At 59.1% G+C, this 15,291-nt stretch carries 14 protein-coding genes and 4 pseudogenes; 15 read left to right on the plus strand and 3 right to left on the minus strand.

Features of this window, described 5'->3' with window-relative positions:
- The 3 genes from GWG54_RS16275 to GWG54_RS16285 form a co-directional block, all read left to right on the plus strand.
- On the plus strand, nt 1–288 hold a 288-nt coding region (locus tag GWG54_RS16275; protein WP_167938769.1), incomplete at its 5' end, for a hypothetical protein.
- The gene (locus GWG54_RS16280; protein ID WP_167938770.1) at nt 288–1,586 is read left to right on the plus strand and encodes a hypothetical protein; all 1,299 of its coding nucleotides are present in this window, start codon (nt 288–290) and stop codon (nt 1,584–1,586) included. The genes GWG54_RS16275 and GWG54_RS16280, both read left to right, overlap by 1 nt.
- Before the next feature lie 170 nt (nt 1,587–1,756).
- A complete protein-coding gene (locus GWG54_RS16285; protein WP_167938771.1) occupies nt 1,757–4,615 on the plus strand; it encodes a type IV secretory system conjugative DNA transfer family protein in 2,859 nt (952 codons plus the stop codon).
- Nucleotides 4,616–4,621: 6 nt separating this feature from the next.
- Here the strand turns inward: GWG54_RS16285 and GWG54_RS16290 are convergent.
- Nucleotides 4,622–4,741: pseudogene (locus tag GWG54_RS16290) on the minus strand (PadR family transcriptional regulator); the annotation flags it as partial.
- A gap of 47 nt (nt 4,742–4,788) precedes the next feature.
- Between GWG54_RS16290 and GWG54_RS16295 the strand changes: the two are divergent.
- The 7 genes and pseudogenes from GWG54_RS16295 to GWG54_RS16325 all read left to right on the plus strand — a co-directional run.
- A pseudogene (locus GWG54_RS16295) lies at nt 4,789–5,037 on the plus strand (CopG family ribbon-helix-helix protein); the annotation flags it as partial.
- A gap of 188 nt (nt 5,038–5,225) precedes the next feature.
- A pseudogene (locus GWG54_RS16300) lies at nt 5,226–5,360 on the plus strand (nickel-responsive transcriptional regulator NikR); the annotation flags it as partial.
- Between the two features lie 131 nt (nt 5,361–5,491).
- The gene (locus GWG54_RS16305; protein ID WP_167938772.1) at nt 5,492–6,520 is read left to right on the plus strand and encodes an ABC transporter substrate-binding protein; all 1,029 of its coding nucleotides are present in this window, start codon (nt 5,492–5,494) and stop codon (nt 6,518–6,520) included.
- Entirely contained in the window at nt 6,517–7,359 is an 843-nt protein-coding gene (locus tag GWG54_RS16310; protein WP_167938773.1) for an ABC transporter permease, read from the plus strand. The genes GWG54_RS16305 and GWG54_RS16310 overlap by 4 nt, the downstream gene beginning before the upstream one ends.
- Nucleotides 7,350–8,138 carry an ABC transporter ATP-binding protein gene (locus GWG54_RS16315; RefSeq protein ID WP_167938774.1) on the plus strand — a complete coding sequence of 263 codons (789 nt, stop codon included), beginning with the start codon at nt 7,350–7,352 and terminating at the stop codon, nt 8,136–8,138. Before GWG54_RS16310 ends, GWG54_RS16315 begins: the two co-directional genes overlap by 10 nt.
- A gap of 98 nt (nt 8,139–8,236) precedes the next feature.
- Nucleotides 8,237–8,659, plus strand: a complete 423-nt coding sequence (locus GWG54_RS16320) for a CopG family ribbon-helix-helix protein (protein WP_167938775.1) — start codon at nt 8,237–8,239, stop codon at nt 8,657–8,659.
- Nucleotides 8,660–8,665: 6 nt separating this feature from the next.
- Nucleotides 8,666–9,055 (plus strand): CopG family ribbon-helix-helix protein, encoded by a 390-nt coding sequence (locus tag GWG54_RS16325; RefSeq protein ID WP_167938776.1) that lies wholly within the window; start codon nt 8,666–8,668, stop codon nt 9,053–9,055.
- Between the two features lie 20 nt (nt 9,056–9,075).
- Here the strand turns inward: GWG54_RS16325 and GWG54_RS16330 are convergent, their stop codons facing one another.
- Nucleotides 9,076–9,363: an amphi-Trp domain-containing protein gene (locus tag GWG54_RS16330; RefSeq protein WP_167938777.1), complete on the minus strand. Its 288-nt coding sequence runs from the start codon at nt 9,361–9,363 to the stop codon at nt 9,076–9,078.
- A 208-nt stretch (nt 9,364–9,571) separates the two neighbouring features.
- Nucleotides 9,572–10,903 (minus strand): RNA-guided endonuclease TnpB family protein, encoded by a 1,332-nt coding sequence (locus GWG54_RS16335; RefSeq protein WP_167938778.1) that lies wholly within the window; start codon nt 10,901–10,903, stop codon nt 9,572–9,574.
- A gap of 273 nt (nt 10,904–11,176) precedes the next feature.
- Here GWG54_RS16335 and GWG54_RS16340 point away from each other — a divergent pair, with 273 nt between their 5' ends.
- The 5 genes and pseudogenes from GWG54_RS16340 (at nt 11,177) to GWG54_RS16360 (ending at nt 15,290) form a co-directional block, all read left to right on the plus strand.
- Nucleotides 11,177–12,391, plus strand: coding sequence for a GTP-binding protein (locus GWG54_RS16340; RefSeq protein ID WP_167938779.1), 1,215 nt, complete (start codon nt 11,177–11,179; stop codon nt 12,389–12,391).
- Nucleotides 12,391–12,684: pseudogene (locus GWG54_RS16345) on the plus strand (GTP-binding protein); the annotation flags it as partial. The gene GWG54_RS16340 and the pseudogene GWG54_RS16345, both read left to right, overlap by 1 nt.
- A gap of 61 nt (nt 12,685–12,745) precedes the next feature.
- On the plus strand, nt 12,746–14,302 hold the full coding sequence (locus tag GWG54_RS16350; RefSeq protein WP_167938780.1) for a metal ABC transporter solute-binding protein, Zn/Mn family: 1,557 nt from the start codon (nt 12,746–12,748) through the stop codon (nt 14,300–14,302).
- Nucleotides 14,299–14,520: a hypothetical protein gene (locus GWG54_RS16355; protein ID WP_167938781.1), complete on the plus strand. Its 222-nt coding sequence runs from the start codon at nt 14,299–14,301 to the stop codon at nt 14,518–14,520. Before GWG54_RS16350 ends, GWG54_RS16355 begins: the two co-directional genes overlap by 4 nt.
- A complete protein-coding gene (locus GWG54_RS16360; RefSeq protein WP_167938782.1) occupies nt 14,517–15,290 on the plus strand; it encodes a metal ABC transporter ATP-binding protein in 774 nt (257 codons plus the stop codon). Before GWG54_RS16355 ends, GWG54_RS16360 begins: the two co-directional genes overlap by 4 nt.
- Nucleotide 15,291: the final 1 nt, after the last annotated feature.

Here is a 15,291-nt window from a genome sequence, read left to right on the forward strand (position 1 = left end):
TACCAGTACGTCGAAGGGATGAACGAACAGTGGGGCAAGCGCCTCGGTCTCTCGAGTGACGAAGCCGAACTGATCGACGACCTCCAGAAGGGGAATCTCGCGGATGGGTTCTCCGAAGTCCTGTTACGGGTCGACAACGAGGGCTGTTTCCCCGGGCGCGTCCGGATGGATTACGACCAGAACCCTCGAGAGGCGGTTGCGTTGATGTACGACCCGAGCAAGCACGGCGAGGATTACCAGGAGTATCTTCGTCAGTACGACGAGACCTGCCAGTGGAGGTGGTCCTAATGGGCCTCGGACACCGGGTCGCCTGTGCCACGAAACAGAAACTCGGCATCGACGACGGTTACGACGCCCTCGAGATCACGCCGGAACTCGGCGAGCGCCTCTACAGCGAACTGCCGGAGCGGAAGTCGATCTCCGTCCAACCGAATAAGGACGGCGGCGGGCCGAAGGACGCGATCGACCTCCTGACGGCCGTTCACAACCCAAGCGCCGGGCCCCACTCGTTTGAACTCCAGTATGTGAACGGGCTCGTCGGGTTCCAGTGGGTGATGGCGACCGAGACGGCCCAGAAGCAGATGCAACGTCAGCTCGAGACGTTCTATCCAGACGCCCATATCGACGTCTCCGAGCACGACCAGCCGACCCTACTACCGCTCGAGGAGGGCCGGTATGTCGCTGGGGCCTATCTCCGTCTCCGGAAGCGCGAGGATGGTCGCCACCTCTATCCGATCAAGCACATGGACATCGAGGGCTTCGAGAACGATCCCTACGGCTCTATCACTGCGGAGATGATCGGCGAGCGTGAGATCGACTGCCAGACTGACCTAGCGGTCCAGACCATCTTCGAGCCGGCGTCGAATAACTGGTGGAAGGGTGGGCTGCTCGCGCCGTCGATTGACGATATCGCGGACGAACTCAAGAGTCCCCGGAAAGACGAGGGATTCAAACACGCGATAAAGAAGGAACTGTTCCCGGAGAAGTTCGAGATCGTCGGCGAGGAACGTGATCCGTCGAACAAGGACAAGCAGGCCGCGAACACGGTTCGCGAACAGCGCGGCGAGAAGGGCTTTCGGCTGAACCTCCGTATCGTCGGCGTCTCGGACGACCCGCAGATGGCGATTCAGCGCGTCGCGGAGACGGCCCAGCAGTTCGACGCCTACTACGAGTCGAAAACCGAGCAGGGCTTCGAGGTCGTCCCGCTGTACGACAAGAATCTGATTCGGGAGCTCGAGCGCGCCTACGGCCGTACCCGTGCGGACCGAACGCTCGTGATGGGTGTCCGTGGCGCAGCGGGGTTGATCCACATCCCGAACGACGATATCAACACGCAGGACGTCGATTGGTCGCTGACGTCGCACGCCGGGGACGTCCCGGCAAACGCGCCCCGGTTCTCGGAGTACCACGACGCCGAGGTGGTCCCATGGGAGAAAGAATCGCGGTCGTTCGACCTCGAGGGCAGCGACCAGTGGCAGTACGATATCCCGGCGACGTGGATACCGCCGGAAGAATACGACGACTGGGAGGTCGGACAGACGGACGAACAGGACGCGGATGTGGATAGCGAGGGGGTCGGTGCATGAGTCTATTCGGAGACGAACCAACGGACGAACTCGAGAAGTTCGGCGCACAGATCGAAGGCGAGGACGACCCAACCGAGCCCGTCTTAGTGAACAACAAGGAGTGGGCGATCGAGCGCTACGACCCTGTCGAAGAGGAAGTCGAGACCTACGCCGGGGCGTGGCCGCGAGCCATGATCGAGAACGCCCAGGCCGAACCGAAACAACCACTCTGGATCGGCGTCTCGGAGAGTTCGGGTCGCGAGGTTCCCGTCGAGTTCGACCGCCTGTTCCGGCACGTCTTCTACGGGGGGTCGACGGGTACCGGGAAGACCACGAAGATGTACAACGATGCGGTGGCGCTAATGTACGCTGGCCACGGCGTGACAATCATCGATCCAAAGGGTGACGATATCTATGATCTCCTGCGACGCGTCCCGAAAGACCGCTGGGAGGACGTCATCTACATCGCGCCTGGTGACGACTTCCTCGACAAGTCGGTCGGGTTCAACCTCTTCGAGACTTACCACGAACCCGGCGAGACTGGCTTCGACGAGGAGATCGAGGGTATCGTCTCGGACTTCAAAGAGTTGCTCAAGGCGGGCGACTTCTGGGGCAACCGGATGGACCGCGTGATGAAGACGATGGTCCGAGGGATGATCCGCCATGAGTTCGAGTTTACGCCACTCGAACTGTACTACGCGCTGCTCGAGGAAGAGAACCGCTACGAGTTCGCGGACCTGATCGCCGAGGCGGACGACGACGACATCGCGTTCCTCGAAGTCTACACGCGACAGATCGCCGAGGAACTAACCGACCAGGAACTCGATGCACTCGTCGGGAGGCTGAAGGACTGGGTAGAGAATCCCATCACTCGGCAAATCCTCGCCCAGCGCGAGTCCGACGTCTCGATCGCCGAGGCCGTCAACGAGGGTAAGATCATCATCTGTAAGAACGACCTTCCGGGCGAGGCGAAAAAGATGGTCGCGACGGCCGTGATGCGGCGGGTCTGGACCTGCGTCAACGACCGGATCAACCCCTCCGAGAAGAAGGTCCGGGAACTGGCCGGCGCCAGCGGTATCGGCGGGGATTACGATCCGTACTTCCTGATGATCGACGAGTGCGACGACGTGCTCACCGAGGCCAGCCAGATCGACAAGATGCTCACGAAGGCCCGGTCGAAGAAACTTGGACTTCTCCTGGCGACCCAGACGCTCCACCAGCTTGACGCCGAGGCCCAGCAGGCGATCCTGTCGAACTGTAATACGCTGGTGTCGCTGAACCCACTACTCCCCGACGAGGCACGGGCACTCGCCGACCGATTCGGCGGAAAAGACCCACAGGACCTCACGCAGATCCCGGACTACCACGCCCAGACAAAGCTTCGCCACGAGGACGACTCGTTCATGGCGAAACTAACGCCGCCGTACCCACCGCTACACTCGATCGAGGGCGCGTTCGACTTGATCCAGCAGTCGACTGAGCGCTACGGGATCGAACGACAGTCGGGTCGGGAAATCTTGGACGACCTCTTTTTCGCCGATGTTGGTCAGTCAACCGATCCCGGTGGCTCCGGTCGGGATAAGGTCGCCGCAGACCAGAGCGACGCGATGGACGTCGACGACGTCGAAGCAGCACAGACGGCACTCAAAGCGATCTACGACGAGATGATCCGTGCCGAATCTGAGTCAGTTGAGACGTCGGCTGCAGAACAGGCAGTGACCGACGCGACTGGCCTCGAGTACACGCAGGCGTCGAATATTGTTGAACGGCTTGAGGCGGTTGGTGCGCTCGAGCAGCGGAGTACGAGCAACGGCCTGGAGATCACGGTCACACCAGAGGGACGCGGTCAGATCGGTCTCGAGACCGGCTCGGGTGGGTCGGGCGGGAAGAGCAAGCACCGCCATATGCTTCGTGAGGTCTACGAGTGGGGGACACGGTCGGGGTACGAGATGAAATTGCCAACCCAAGACGGTGATGAGTTACCCGATGCGATCGGTGAAGTTCCGTCAGCAATCGTTCCTGACGGCGACCTCTCGGAAGACGAGCGCGACCAACTCGTTCGGTCACGCCTCGAGGGCGACTATCCTGAAATTCTCGAGCTCTCTGGGACAGACACGCTGTACATCGAAGCCGAGTCGAAGGGGCTCTCGAAGCCTGGTGGTCCGATCAAGAACGCGGCGAAGGCCCCGAGTCCTGAGCAGTTGCTCTTCGTGGTCGGTGACGGTGGCGACGACGGACTGACGAGAAACGCTGAGCGCCTCGCGGCGATCTTTGGTGCCGACGGCAGCGACCCGTTCGTGTCGGTCCGAACGCCGGCGGGAGTCTCCCGGAAGTTCTACACTCGAGGGCAACTCGAGATGGCCCGCGACGACACCGGTATCGAGAAGCTTGCGGTTGTACCAGGTGACGCTTCGACGAAGTGGGTCGAACTCGAGGACGGCACGATTGTCTGTCGCGATCGGGACACTGACGAGATATACCTCCAGTTTGATGGGCCCGAGGACTACCGCGAGCGCGATCCGAGGGATGCACCGGCAACGGTTCACTACGATCCCGTGGAGACTAACTACATTGTCGAACGTAACGGTGTTGTTGAGCGGAAGTACGGTGCGAAGAGTCCGCTCACCGATGAGTGGACGCACATCTACGAGCCCGTGATCCCTGAGGCGATGTTCCGTGAGCACGGCCATGACTCGGTTCCCGAGCCCGAGGCGTTCCGGATCGCTATCGTGCCGAACGACGATCGCGACCTCGAGGGCGATCCTGAGTTGCTCATGTTCGACGTTGGCAGCGAAGAGGCGGTCCCGATCGAGGCCTGGCTAGACGGCTCGACTGGTAGCGTTGAGACTCTCGACCTCGAGCCCGATGCGGGGGACAACAATGGAGGTGGTGACTCGCCGGACGCAAAGCCACTTCGGGAACCTGAGACACCTGTATCGGCACCCGAGGCGCCAGAGCCACGGTCGGATCCGGAACGGCAGTCAGAAGAGCAGACGGGTGATGATGACGACGAGGATAGTGGCATAGGCGCATCCTGGACCGACATATAAGTCCAGTTACACGTCGACGTACTGTGATTCCCATTCTCGGCGCTCCTGAATTGCCTCATCCCCTTTGTCAGTGAGTGCATAGTAGTTTGTTCGGCGATCGAGTTCACCTTTTTCGATGTGTTCCTTATATGAGTGTGGTCAGCGTCTCGATGCCGGAAGAGTTGCTTAATTGAATCGACCAGTTTGCGGACGATCACGGCTATACTGGTCGCAGTGAAGTACTTCGTGAGGCGAGTCGGAACCTCCTCGGTGAGTTCGAGGATACGAAACTCGAAGATCGAGACTTGATGGGCGTCGTCACGGTGGTTTTTGATTACGAAACGACGAGCGTCGAGGAGAAGATGATGCAGATCCGTCACGAACACGAGGACATCGTCGCATCGAACTTCCACAGCCACGTCGGCGGCCATCATTGCATGGAACTGTTCGGCTCTGGTGAATCGCCATACTGCGTCGGGTTGCAGTGTCTCGCTGTCGTCCTCAGACTGCCCAATCGGTTCGTCATAGCCGGATTCTTCAAGGCTGCAGTTTATAATCGATCTCTCCTGACGCCTTGAACAACGTATCTCCACCGGTAAGTCACCGCCGTCTAGTGATTCACCAGAGCCAACTGTTCGTACTCGAAGGGTCGCTCGAAGAGATCTCGAGGTTCGTCGGGAAGATCCAAGCGACGAAGGACACGCTCACAATCGACTGCTCAGTGCTACCCGTCGACGACTTCGGCCCGCTGGCCGATATGAATTGATACTGTTCTGTCTCTCTCACTGAATTCACACCGACTCTAGCAACATCTGCGAACTCTACTCCTTACTGATATTAACCACCTACCAAGAATCACAGATATTATTAGAACCACCCTCAATATTAGCAACACTGATGGTTCAAATCTCGCGCCGAAGACTACTCCAGAAGGCAGGCGCAACCACGATTGCTGCGACGGGAATTGCTGGCTGTCTCGGTCAGGGAGGTACATCACTCGATTCCGTCACGGTCGCATACGTCCCAATTTATCCGAACATGCAACACTACGTGATGGAACAAGAGGGGTACTACGAGGACGTTCCGACAGATGTCACAATAGAGCGGTTCAGCTCCGGCCCCAGTGTTGTCAAGGCGTTCGCAAGTGGGGACGTCGACGTTGCGCTCTTCGGGATCACTCCTGCAATGGTCCTCGTTGACAAAGGCACCGACGCCAGCATCCTCGCGGCGAACTCGAGAAACGGATTCAAGATCATGGGGACAACCGAACTCGTCGACCGCTACGAACAGGAGGGGGCAGCCGCGTTCGAGCGCTTCGAGGAAGAGCACGGCCGCAAGGTCCGGTTCGGTGCCCCACCGGACGGGAGCGTCCCCGATATCGTCCTCAGATACTGGATTCAGGAGGACTTAGACGTTGGGGAGACGAAGTCCGTCATCGACAAGTCGAAAGTCCCGCCAGCGAAGGCGGTCCAGACCATCCAGTCGGGCGACATCGACGCGACGATCATTCAGGAGCCGTTCGCAACGGTCATTGGCCAAGATGACGGTTTCGGCAAACTCGCCTGGTCTGGAAATATACTGGAAGATCACCCGGTCACGGTGTTGTTCGCGAACCAGCAAGTGCTCGACGACAGCGAGGTTGCCCAATCGCTGGTCGAACAGCACGTGGCAGCGACCGAGTTCACGGCGGACTCACCGGGTGCAGCCGCCGCCCACGCCGCCTCGGTCATCGGCTCCGGCGTGAGCGAGGACCTCGCGACGGCGGCCATGAACTCTCAGGCCTCAGAGTTCTTCTCGAACCCGCACGCGATCACCGACCAGGCCGCGACGATGGGCGAATTCGTCGCCAACGTCGGCAACATCGAAGACCCGGTCGCGACTGAAAATCTGTTCGCGTTCGACCCCTACGACGCCATCCAGGAATGAGTACACGTACCGACACCAGTTCCAACGCGGTGGTCACCGGTAGCTTCGAGGGGGACCTGCGGCGGTATCTCCGCGGCCTGGGCGGTCTCCTCGTGTTCCTGCTCGTCTGGTGGGTTGGCGCGATGACGATCCAGCCGTCGTATCTGGTGCCGGGCCCTCTCGAATCAGTGCACGCGTTTATCGAACTGTTTGCGACCTCGACGGCGATTGTAGTTCCCGTTCTGGGGTCGAGTCTCGCACTACCGACTGGGCTCGCACACCTCGCACAGACGCTGTTCCACTACGTGCCGGGGCTCCTTCTCGGCGCGCTCTGTGGCGTCAGTCTCGGCCTTGTGATGGGCTGGAACGGTGCGCTCGACGACTGGTTGCGGCCGCTCGTCCGGGTACTGCGACCGATCCCGCCGCTGGCGTGGGTCGTCTTCGCCATCGTCTGGTTCGGCATCCACCACACTGGCGCGGCGTTCATCGTCTTCGTCGGCGCGTTCTGGATCAACTTCTACGGCGCCTACGGCGGCATAGAGGGCGTTTCGACTGAACTGACCGATGCCGCATCGACGCTCGGAGTCGAGCGCGACCTCTCGATGCTGAAACTCGTCGCGCTCCCGAGTGCGGCACCCCAAGTGCTGACTGGGTTCCGGACGAGCATTGGTCGCTGCTGGATGATCGTCGTCGGTGCCGAGCTGTTCGGCGCACCAGGCGTCGGCTACGAGATTATCAACGCCTCGAACAACCTCGCAATGGCGACCAGCGTCGCCTACATGTTCCTGATCAGCCTGGCGTTCCTCTGTATGGACGTCGGGTTCCGACTATTCGAACGGAGGGTCCTCGCATGGCGCTGAGTTCGAACTCGTCTACCGGTCGAGACTCACATGAGAAGATCACTATCCAGAACGTCAGCCGGTCATACGAGTCGACCCAGGCGCTCGATGACGTCTCACTCTCGGTGTCGGAGGGTGAGTTCTGCTGTGTCGTCGGTCCGTCCGGGTGTGGGAAGACGACGCTGTTGCGAGCAATCGCCGGGCTTGACGATCCGGATGGTGGGTCGATACTGGTCGGTGGAGACCCGGTTACCGGTCCTGGGCTGGACAGGGGAATGGTCTTTCAGGAGTACGCACTGTTCCCCTGGCGGACCGTCTGCGGGAATATCCGGTTTGGCCTTGACCGGCCCGCCTGTGACTGTCCCGACTGCGAGGCACGGGTCCAGGAGTTGATCGACTTGGTGGGGCTCGACGGCTTCGAGGACGCATACCCAAAAGAGCTGTCTGGCGGCATGAAACAGCGCGTCGGTATCGCTCGCGCGCTCGCCCCCGATCCGGAGATCCTCTTGATGGACGAACCGTTCGGTAGTGTCGATGCTCGGACGCGCGACCGTTTGCACGCCGAATTGCTCGATATCTGGACGCAAACCGGACAGACCGTCGTGTTCGTCACCCACAACATCGACGAGGCAGTGACCCTCGCTGATCGCGTGGTCGTCATGGATGCCGATCCGGGAACCGTGCAGTCGACGTTCTCTATTGACCTTGAGCGCCCACGTGAACGGACCTCTCGTGACTTTGTGGACCACGTCGCGCGAATTAGGGATGCGCTCGGAAATCCCGTCGGCACTAGCCACTGATACGCTCTTACAGTAAGGTTGTTAACCACCTATTACAAGATCACCATCTCTATTATCTCCGAGACTATTTTTAATATATGCCCATCGTGAGCTCCTCGATGACGGAGCGACTCCGGGACGATCTCGATACGTTTGCGGAAGAACACGGCTACACCGGACGAAGTGAGGTCATCCGCGAAGCGTGCCAGTCGCTGCTCGAAGAGTACCAAGAGACAGACGACGAGGATCGGCGGGTATTGGCGACAGTTACGGCTGTCTTCGGATACGACGAGCCAGAGATCGAACGCCGGATGATGGATATCCGCCACGAATTCGAAGCGTCAATCCGGTCGAACTCCCACAATTGCCTCGAAGGCAACGCCGGCTGTGTCGAGACATTCGTCATCGAAGCTGCGTACGACGACGTCCTGCGATTCATCGGAACTGTTAGAGGAGCAGACGAGTCAGTTTCAGTCGAATACACGGTCGTACCTGCCGATGTCATGAATGCACAGATCAACGAACAACAGAATGTAAATTAACACACGATGCGCACGAGTTTCAACATCCCCGACGACCTCCTCTCCGAGTTCGATGAGACGTGGCAGGCAGAGGGGTTAGATTCACGTTCGCGTGGCGTCCGCGAAGCGATGCAGGAGTACATCGAGGTACACACCAGACTGGAGGATATCGAAGGCGACGTCGTCGTTATCATCGCTTTCGATTACGAACACGAAGCGGTCATCGAAGAGATTCACGACGTACAACATCAGTTTCAGGATGTCATCACGACCACGAATCATATCCATAAAGGAGAGTGGTGTCTCGAGACGCTCTTCTGCAGCGGACCGGCACCGCGTGTCCGGGACCTCACCTATCGCTTGCGCGATTTCGATGCGGTGAGTCGGGTCAAACTGATGCTCCTCGCGGAGCACTAGGCTGTACTCACGGCTGGTTCTCACTCGATTTCCAGCTGACTGCTCCCACTATCTCCATCAGCGCCGTTTTCGTCCCATTCGAGTTCGAACTCGATACTCAATTCACCGGGACCATCTGTCGGCCCCTCACGTTCGGCTTTGACCTCGAACGTCGGGCGAGCTGGCGGCTCCATTGTCACGGAATCGGATCCCGATTTCAGAGTGATTCCGTCTCCTTGTTCCAATTTGTCGGCTACACGGCGAAGATACGCTGCGGTTTCCTCTCGACTCTGGTCGCTTTCCGATTTGAACAGGACCTCTTCGGGCATATGGACACAGATGCCGCCCCTGCTGATAACTGTACCACCTGTCGGAATCGCTGCTGCCCTATCTCACTGAATACAAGCACGCGGCGCCTATCCGTTCCTGCGGATTTTAACACGCCTTCACGACTCGATGTACTGATCAATGGGATCTCTGCCGAATGAGTTGACATTCACCCACGACTGAAGTCGTGGGATTCCTCTCGTGGGAGTCTCAGTCGCCTGAGTCCCCGAGAGCGATATTCTCGCTCGAAGCGGTACTTTGGTTTGTGTACTCCTCGTTGGCTGTTGTCTCCGCGATGGAGGGCGGGCTATGGTGTTCCCGCCAATTATGATTGTTCCACTTGAGGTACACGGGCCGTGCCATCGACCTTACTTCTGCTGTCTGCCGTCTCAGGAACGATTCTGAGGCCACGAGGTCAGCGTGTCCTTCGAATCCACACGGACAGGTCAACGAGTCCACGTGGCGAACCGTCTCCCCGCGTTCGCTACACTCGGGGCACTCCTGACTCGTCCACTCTTCGGATTCTTCCTCGACCGTGATACCGTACTCCTCGCAGACGCATTCGAGGCGATTGATGAACCGGAGATACGCCCAGAAGTTGTGCGTCTTCTCGTTCACACGAGCAGACCAGTGCGTCGAGAGAACACCATTGATGTCCCCGACGTACAGTGTTGAGACGCCCTCGTCGTACAACCGTTCAACGAGGTCTCGGACGAGGCTGTCTTGGGCGTGGTCGCGCTGGTTTGTTCGCTTACGGTACAATCGGTCGATGCGGTTGCTGGACTTGCGCTGGTTTTCGAGGAGCGACTGGTAGTACGCGATTTGCTCCGTGGTTGAACGAAACTCCTCGAACAAGTCTCGTCCGCTGTACAGGTATTGTGTGCCGGTCGAAACTGTGCAAGCGACGAGGTTGTTCGCGCCCACGTCCAGAGCGGCTTCTTCCGAAGCCAGTGGTGAATCCAGTCGAGAATCGTTGATTGTGACTGGTTGATAAGCCATGAACGTGTCTGCGAGTTCGTCGTACACGAGTTCTAACCGACCCTGCTCGCCGTTCCACTTCGGGTTGCCCGCAACCTCAACGCGAAGGCGCTGGTTCCGATTCAACCCGAGTTCGTCTTTGAGTTCCTTACCGATGGGGAGTTCGAGTCGGGAGCGTTCTCCGTATTTGATGGTGTACTGGTCGTTGCGGACGTACGTGCGGAGAACGCGTCCATCGTCTTCGTTGCCCCAGTATCCCGGCGGCGACGGTTTCTCATCGAGTTTTCCAGCGTGGTATTTCTCGTTGAGGCTGAGAAACGACCGCCATGCTTCGGAGTTCTTTCGGGTGATTTGCTGAGCGACAGAACTGCTGAGGACGCTCTTGTACTGACCTTCGAGTCGGCCTGTATCAGCGTCCCAGACGGATTCGTCGTTGAGGAAGGCTTGGCGGCGAGCGTAGTTTGTTTCGTTCCAGAGACTGGCAGAAGCGTCCAACCAGCGCGTGACCACCCGACGCTTCTTCCGTGAAGCAGGGCGGACGCTAAACTCGTTGGAACGCTTCATCACGTCCTGAGACGGAATACGGATATGTAATCCTATTGTTTGGTGTGGGAGACTCAGCCTGCTGTCCCTCGTGGGGTGTGTCCTCCTTCGTCGGATTCATCCCACGACTACAGTCGTGGGCTTTCTCCTTGACTTCGTGTAACGCTTCAGGCATCGAGATGCTAACGACGCTCATATACTAAAATTCCACCCCAGATTATTATCTCTTATTATTACTTGTGTAGCTAAGACATAATGATTAGTATTTTAATGGGGTAGATTCATAATCAGAATATGCCGTTCAACAACCCGATCCCGGTGACAATCCTCAGCGGAAGCCTCGGTGCCGGAAAGACGACGACGCTCAACCACATTCTCAGTAGCGAGCAGGAACTGAACGCCGCCGTCGTCGTCAACGACATGGGGGAGGTGAATGTCGATGCTGACCTCGTTGAACGCGAGTCGGAACTCACACAGAGCGATGAGGAAATCATCGAGTTGTCGAACGGCTGTATTTGCTGTCGACTCCGCGGAGACATGCTTGACGAGGTGGGGCGTTTGGCAGAAGAGCGCGATTTCGACTATCTCCTCGTCGAATCGTCCGGAATCAGCGAACCGATTCCGGTCGCCCAGACGTTCGCCCGCGGGTTCGAGGACGCGGAGTTCGACCCCACGGGTGTCTACGAACTCGACACGATGGTCAGCGTCGTCGACGCACACAGCTTCTGGCAGGGCTTCGACTCCGGACAGGTACTCACTGACGATGAAATGGAGCCGCAGGGCAATCGTGTCCCCGAGGAAGCCCTCATGGACCAGATCGAGTTCTGCGACGTCCTCCTGTTGAACAAGTGTGACCTTGTCCCGGACGACGAACTCGAGGAGATGGAGGCCGTCCTGAAGACGCTCCAGCCGCGAGCGAAGATCATCCGGACCGAACACGGCGCCGTCGATTGTGAGGAGATCCTGAACACGGGTCGGTTTGACTTCGAGGCAGCAAGCCAGTCCGCCGGATGGAAGCGCGAACTCCAGCATGGACACCACCACGAGTCAGCCGCCGATGAACACGGGGTCACCTCGTTCGTCTTCGACGCCGACCGACCGTTCCATCCCGAGCGGATCGCTCGTCTGTTTGCCGATCTCCCCGACGGTATCGTTCGCGCAAAGGGCTTTTTCTGGTCCGCCGGTCGCGAAGACATCGCGATGGGGCTCGACAAAGCAGGCCAGTCGGTCCGGGCGGGTCCGAAAGGGACGTGGATCGCCACGCTCCCAAAGGCCCAACAGGAGCGCTACTTCGCTGCTCGTCCCGGCATTAAAGAGGACTGGGACGACCAGTGGGGCGACCGCGGATCAGAACTCGTATTCATCGGCCGCGAATTCGATCAGGAGACACTAGTCGAGCGACTGGAAGACTGTGTTCTCTCAGACGCAGAGATGGCCGAGAACTGGAACGAATACCCGGACCCATTCACCTCCGACGAACAGCGCGAACTCGCACTGGCCGACGACTGATGGCCGTCGACGACCAACCCCCGGTCACGACCCTCAGTGGCGGACTCGGAGTCGGAAAGACGACCCTGCTCAATCACCTCCTCACGGTTGGCGGCGAGGAGTACGATATCGCCGTCCTCGTCAACGATGTCGGCGAGATAAACGTCGACGCCGACCTCATCGAGAACGGCTCCGAACTCTCGGTGGAGGATAGCGGTGTCACGGAGCTGTCGAACGGCTGTATCTGCTGTGGGCTGCAGAACGAACTTGACCAGGAGCTGAGACGCCTCGCGTTCGACGAGGAGTTCGACTATTGCTAAATATTCATTCTAAAATCATAGCTCTTATTATCTTAGCTACTTCTATTAACAACATATGTCCCGATACACCCGACGACGTTTCATCGCGGCCGGGATCGGAGTCACCACTATCGGCTCCCTCGCTGGCTGCATCTCGAATGACGACAGCTCTAGTGATTCAGAGGGGGACGAACCGAAATCCCTGTCTTCGTTCTTCGTGTTCGGAGACTTCGCCAGTCAGGTCGCTGGTGATACCGCGACTGCGGAGACACTGGTTCCCATCGGTCAACATGGTCACGGATGGGAACCAGGCCCCCAAGTTCAAGGAACAGTCTTTGAATCTGACCTCTTCCTCTATGGGATGGAGGGATTCCAGCCGTGGACTGACGACCTCGTGACGAGTCTCCGTGACGACGATGCCGATGTCGAAATTGTCGCTGCTGGTTCTGGTATTGATCTCCTTGAAGACGGCCACAACCACGATCACGGTCACGAGGATCACGACGATGAACACGATCACGAGGGGGAACATGAGGAAGGTAACGAGGACGAGGGGGAATACGACCACGGCGGAGAAGCCCCCTGGGAGTGGGCTGGTCTCTACCATCTCGAAGCTGGCTTGCACACGTACACGTTCCACGAAGGGCCGGATCCCAAGATGCAGTTGGCCGTCCTCGAAACAGAAGAGGGCGGCGATCACGGCATTCACCACGTTGAGGAGACTGCGAAGCACCTCTACGGCAACCACGACACACATACCCCAGTGGAAGATGGCGGGACACTCACGCCGTCAAGCGAGTCGCTCTATCACCTCCAGTTCGCGGACTCCGTCGAGACGGTGTTCACCCTCGACATCGTATCGGAGGGCCATTACGTCCTGTTCGGTCAGCACGTTCCCGCGGAGTTCGATGCGACGCTCGCCAACGACAGTGGGTCGGCCGTCGAACCCGAAGTAACCGAAAGCGCGGGCGGACACGATCACGAGGGTGAAGGTGACCACGACGGTGAACACGACCACGAGAGTGGAGCGGAACACAAAGACGACCGCGAGGGCAATCACGAAGGAGAGGACGGACATGGCCACGACCATTCTGGCGGGGCAGATCCGCACTTCTGGCTGGACCCGAAACGGGCGAAACATGCCGTCGACAATATCCAGAGCGGGTTCGTCGACGTCGACGAAGACAACGCCGATGCCTACGCGGAGAACGCCGAAGCGTACCGCAAGAGACTCGACGAACTCGACGAGTCGTTCCAGTCTACGCTGGAGAACGCCTCGAAAGACGTCGTGTTCGTCGCTGGGCACAACGCTTTCCAGTACCTCGGTCAGCGCTACGGCTTCAAAGTCCAGACGTTGACAGGATTATCACCGGACGACCAGCCGACGCCGAAGGATATCGAGCGGGCCCAGGAGATCATCGCCGAGCACGACCTCGAGTACGTCTGTGCCGACCCGCTTGAATCCCAGCAGGCGGCGAATCAACTCGTCGAAGAAACTGACGCCACCGAAATCCTGCCGCTGACGGCGATTCCCGGACAGACCCAGGAGTGGGTCGACGAGGATTGGGGCTACGTCGATATCATGGAAAACATCAATCTCGAGACGTTGAAGCAGGCACTCGACGCAGAATGAGCGACACCACGTCTGGCGACACGGAACCAGAGTGGGACGGGAACGCCGAGCCCGGCCCATCCGAAGATCCCCGCTCTGGATTAGTGGCACTGGTCGTCGGTCCGGCGGAGAGGCCCGTCTGTACGATCTATCCGCCGGACGTGGCCGTTCCGTATCGGACGACGACTTGGATTACGGCGTATGGGGACTCGTTTGTCGACCTCGAGGAGTGTCGATGACGACAGCAACAACGGAGAAGGAACGGTCGGTGGAGCCACTTATCAGCGTCGACGACGTCACATTCGGCTACGGAGATGTCCCGGTCCTCGAGTCGGTGTCGATCGACGTCGAACCTGGAGCCTTCCTCGGGTTGGTCGGGCCGAACGGGAGCGGCAAGAGTACGTTGCTCGATCTGATGCTCGGACTTCGTCGCCCAGACGAGGGAACGGTCACCCTGTTCGGCGACCCTGCCCACGAGTTCGATGCCGGTGAACGAATCGGATACGTCGCACAGGACGCGACGAAGGCGGCGCGCGATATGCCGGTCACGGTTCGAGAGGTCGTCGAGATGGGGCGTTACCCGCGGCGGCTCTTCGGCCGATTCTCGCCAGCGGACCGGCGAGCGGTTGAGGAGGCGCTGGAACAGGTCGGAATCACGGATCTCGCGTCTCGGCGGGTCGGCCGACTGTCCGGTGGCCAACGCCAACGGGTCTTCATCGCCCGTGCGCTCGCCTCGGAGGCCGACCTGCTCGCGCTCGACGAACCGACGGTCGGCGTCGATGCCGAATCCAGAGAGGAATTCTACAGCCTCCTGGACGACCTGAATGCGACCGGACTGACCGTCATCCTCATCGAACACGACATCGGTGTCGTCACCACCTACGCGACGGACATCGCGTGTCTCAACCGCCAGCTGTACTTCGACGGTGACCCAGAGGAATTTGTCGAGACGGACGCCCTCGCGCAAGCATACGGGTCAGATCAGCACGTTCTTCAGCACGATCACTGAT

The organism is Natronococcus sp. JC468 (assembly GCF_012163165.1).
In the GTDB taxonomy this organism is placed as follows: Archaea; Halobacteriota; Halobacteria; order Halobacteriales; family Natrialbaceae; genus Natronococcus; species Natronococcus jeotgali.